Consider the following 3,349-nt stretch of genomic DNA (forward strand, 5'->3'; position numbering starts at 1 on the left):
CCTCGGCCACCACCGCGACCCGCTCGAACGCCACCAGCGCCGCGGCCACAGGTCCCGACCCCGTGCTCGATCCCGCCATCAGTCCCGCCCCCTCCGGGCCCGACAGTCCGGGCCGCTCGGGGATCCACGCTAGGGGCGCGGCCGCGCCGGATCCGGCCCGCGAGAGGGGTCGGTGGATAGATCGGACGACCATCCACAGGCTCAGTCCAGGTCGGGTTGCTCGGCGTACCGGTTGCCGGCGTACATGCGCACCATCACCGCGACGAGCCCGACGCCGAACACCGCCATCCCGCCGAACAACAGCTCCTCCGGCATGCGCTGATCCGGACTTTCGGCGGCGCGCACGATCCCCACCTGCATCGCCACCAGCAGCGCCAGGGTGACCACAGTGATCAGCCACAGATCCTCACGCAGCAGTCGCTCGAACCGGCGAAGCCTCGGCGCGGTGGCCGTCCACCACTCCTTGCGGGGTCCGTTGATGAGCTCGGGCGCGCGGAGGACAATGAGGGTGGTCAGCAGCGGGAGAGGCAGGACCAAAAGCAGGGGCAACAAGGCCGAGAACGCCAGAGCGCCGGCCTTGCTGGACCAGCCGTCCGGCTCGCCGCCCGAGCCGAAGTGAATAGGGACGCGCTCCGGCAGGACCACCACCTGCCAGGCCAGCACCGCAAGCCAGACCACAACGGTGGCCACGACCAGGATGAGGATCCAGGGGCTGGTCGGTTCCTTCGGCAGGCCGCGGGCCTCGTCGGCCACCGAGTTCGTCGTCGTCATCTAGTCGAGGCCCCGCGACCCTGCGGCCGTGCGGCGCACGCCTACCTCACCACCGTCACCCGCGAGGCGGCCTCGCGGGCCCGCTCGCGCGCGGTCTCCACGTCCTCGGCGGTGGCCACGGCCACGCCCATGCGGCGGAACTCGCTGGCCGAGGGTTTGCCGAACAGTCGCAGATCCGACTCCGGCACCGCGAGCGCGCGGGCCACACCCTCGAACCCGACCCCCTCGGCCGTCCCGCCTGCGGAGCCGACCTGGCCGGCGCCGCCGATACCAGACCCACCGTAGATCACCGCCGACGCGCCCGGGCTGGACATGGTGGTGACCACCGGCAGTCCCAATACGGCCCGCGCGTGCATGTCGAACTCGCTGAGGACCTGGCTGCGCAGCGTCACCAGACCGGTGTCGTGCGGCCGCGGGCTCACCTCGGAGAAGTAGACGTCCACTCCCTGCACGAACAGCTCCACCCCGAACACGCCCACCCCGCCGAGCGCACCGGTCACGCGCGCCGCCACCGAGCGCGCCGAGTCGTAGGCGTCCTGCGTCATGGCCTGCGGCTGCCACGATTCGACGTAGTCGCCGCGCTCCTGACGGTGACCGATCGGCTCGCAGAAGTCGGTCCGGATCTCCCCCGTCCGCGGGTCCACGCTGCGGACGGTGAGCAGGGTGATCTCGTACTCGAAGTCCACGAACGACTCCACGATCACGCGCGCCCCCGTCACCCGCGCACCGGACTGGGCGTGGGTCCACGCCGCCTCCACGTCCTCGGGGCCGTGGAGGGAGGACTGTCCCTTTCCCGACGACGACATCGTGGGCTTGACCAGGCACGGGAACCCGATCTGCGCGCACGCCTCCTGCAGCTCCTCGAGCGACGAGGCGAACGCGTAGCGGCTCGTGGGCAGGCCCAGCTCCTCGGCTGCCAGCCGCCGGATGCCCTCGCGGTCCATGGTCAGCTGCACTGCGCGGGCGGTGGGCACGACCCGGGCCAGCCCGTCCTGCTCGATCTGCGCCAGCGCGGCGGTGGCGATGGCCTCGATCTCCGGCAGGATCACCTGCGGCTTCTCGAGTTCCACCACCCGGCGCACCTCGCCCGAGTCGGTCATGTCGATCGTGTGGCTGCGGTGGGCGACCTGGTGGGCGGGGGCGCCCGCGTAGCGGTCCACCGCGATCACCTCGACCCCCAGGCGCTGCAGCGCGATCGTCACCTCCTTGCCCAGCTCGCCGGAGCCCAGCAGCATCACGCGGGTCGCGTCCGGGGTGCCCGGCGTGCCGAAGCGGTCGACGACTGGCGGGGCGAGGGGATCGTGCGCTGCGGTCATGGCGCCCACGCTAGTAGACCTCCGTCGCCGGCCTCTATCGCGTGCTCCCCCGCTCCCGCGGACCGGCAGAAGATAACGTGTGTGCAACGCCACACGAAAGGGCACACCTGTGACCACTGCCTCCTCCGGCCCCCTGGCCGGCATCCGCGTCGTCGAACTCAACGGAATCGGCCCCGGCCCCCACGCGTGCATGATGCTCGCCGACCTGGGCGCGGACGTCGTGACCGTCATGCGCCCCGGTGAGCTCGCCAGGTCCGCCGACGGCTGGGCGCACATCACCCGGCGGGGCCGGACCGTGGTGGAGGCCGACCTCAAGAGCGAGGACGGGCTGGCGCAGGTCCGCGGCCTGATCGCCAAGGCCGACGTGCTGGTCGAGGGCTTCCGCCCCGGGGTCACCGAGCGCATGGGCCTCGGCCCCGACCAGTGCCTCGAGTCCAACCCGCGGCTCGTGTACGCGCGGATGACCGGCTGGGGCCAGCACGGCCCGCTCGCGCACACCGCCGGCCACGACCTCAACTACATCTCGCTCACCGGGCACCTCAACGCCACCGCCCGCAAGGGCGAGCGCCCGGTTCCGCCGCTCAACCTGGTCGGCGACTTCGGAGGCGGGTCGATGTTCCTCATCCAGGGCATCCTCGCCGCGATCATCGAGCGCGCCACCTCAGGCAAGGGTCAGGTCATCGACACCGCCATGACCGACGGCGCCTCCGTGCTGGGCCAGTTCCAGTGGGCCATGCGCGCCCGCGACCAGTGGTCGGACGTCGCCGGGACCAACATGCTCGACACCGGGTTCCCGTTCTACGACGTGTACACCTGCTCGGACGGCAAGTTCATGGCCGTGGGCTGCCTCGAGCCGCAGTTCTACGCGGAGTTCGCGCGACTGATGGGCATCGACGGCGAGGACATGCCCGGGCAGTTCGACATGGACCGCTGGGACGAGCTGCGCGAGATCATCGCCGGGAAGTTCGCCGGGAAGCCCCGCGACGAGTGGGCCGAGCTGTTCTACGGCACCGACGCCTGCACGACCCCGGTGCTGACCTACACCGAGGCGCTGTCCCATCCCCACATGACGGCGAGGGAGACCTTCGTCGAGGTCGCCGGGGACATGGGGCCGGCGCCCGCGCCGCGCTTCTCGCGCACCCCGGCGCCTGCCGTCCCGGCCGCGCCGCCGCATGAGGTGACTCCGGTCGAGCAGGTCTGGGCCTGACCATGAGCGGGTCGGGGCCGGGAGCCACTCCTCACTCGCCGGGCAGTGGCTCCCA

Annotated in this window: 4 protein-coding genes; 1 reads left to right on the plus strand and 3 read right to left on the minus strand. The window is 71.7% G+C overall.

What is annotated here, in order from left to right; genetic code table 11:
* The 3 genes from G6021_RS16970 to purT all read right to left on the minus strand — a co-directional run.
* The coding region (locus G6021_RS16970; protein WP_206682668.1) for a hypothetical protein at window positions 1–193 on the minus strand (193 nt) is incomplete at its 3' end.
* A gap of 8 nt (window positions 194–201) precedes the next feature.
* Window positions 202–771 carry a DUF1648 domain-containing protein gene (locus G6021_RS14825; protein ID WP_182641611.1) on the minus strand — a complete coding sequence of 190 codons (570 nt, stop codon included), beginning with the start codon at window positions 769–771 and terminating at the stop codon, window positions 202–204.
* A gap of 41 nt (window positions 772–812) precedes the next feature.
* Complete coding sequence (gene purT / locus G6021_RS14830) at window positions 813–2,087, minus strand: formate-dependent phosphoribosylglycinamide formyltransferase (RefSeq protein ID WP_182641612.1); 1,275 nt, start codon at window positions 2,085–2,087, stop codon at window positions 813–815.
* A 109-nt stretch (window positions 2,088–2,196) separates the two neighbouring features.
* Here purT and G6021_RS14835 point away from each other — a divergent pair, with 109 nt between their 5' ends.
* Window positions 2,197–3,294 carry a CoA transferase gene (locus G6021_RS14835; RefSeq protein WP_182641613.1) on the plus strand — a complete coding sequence of 366 codons (1,098 nt, stop codon included), beginning with the start codon at window positions 2,197–2,199 and terminating at the stop codon, window positions 3,292–3,294.
* Window positions 3,295–3,349: the final 55 nt, after the last annotated feature.

It is taken from the genome of Dietzia sp. CW19 (assembly GCF_014145265.1).
Taxonomy (GTDB): domain Bacteria; phylum Actinomycetota; class Actinomycetes; order Mycobacteriales; family Mycobacteriaceae; genus Dietzia; species Dietzia natronolimnaea.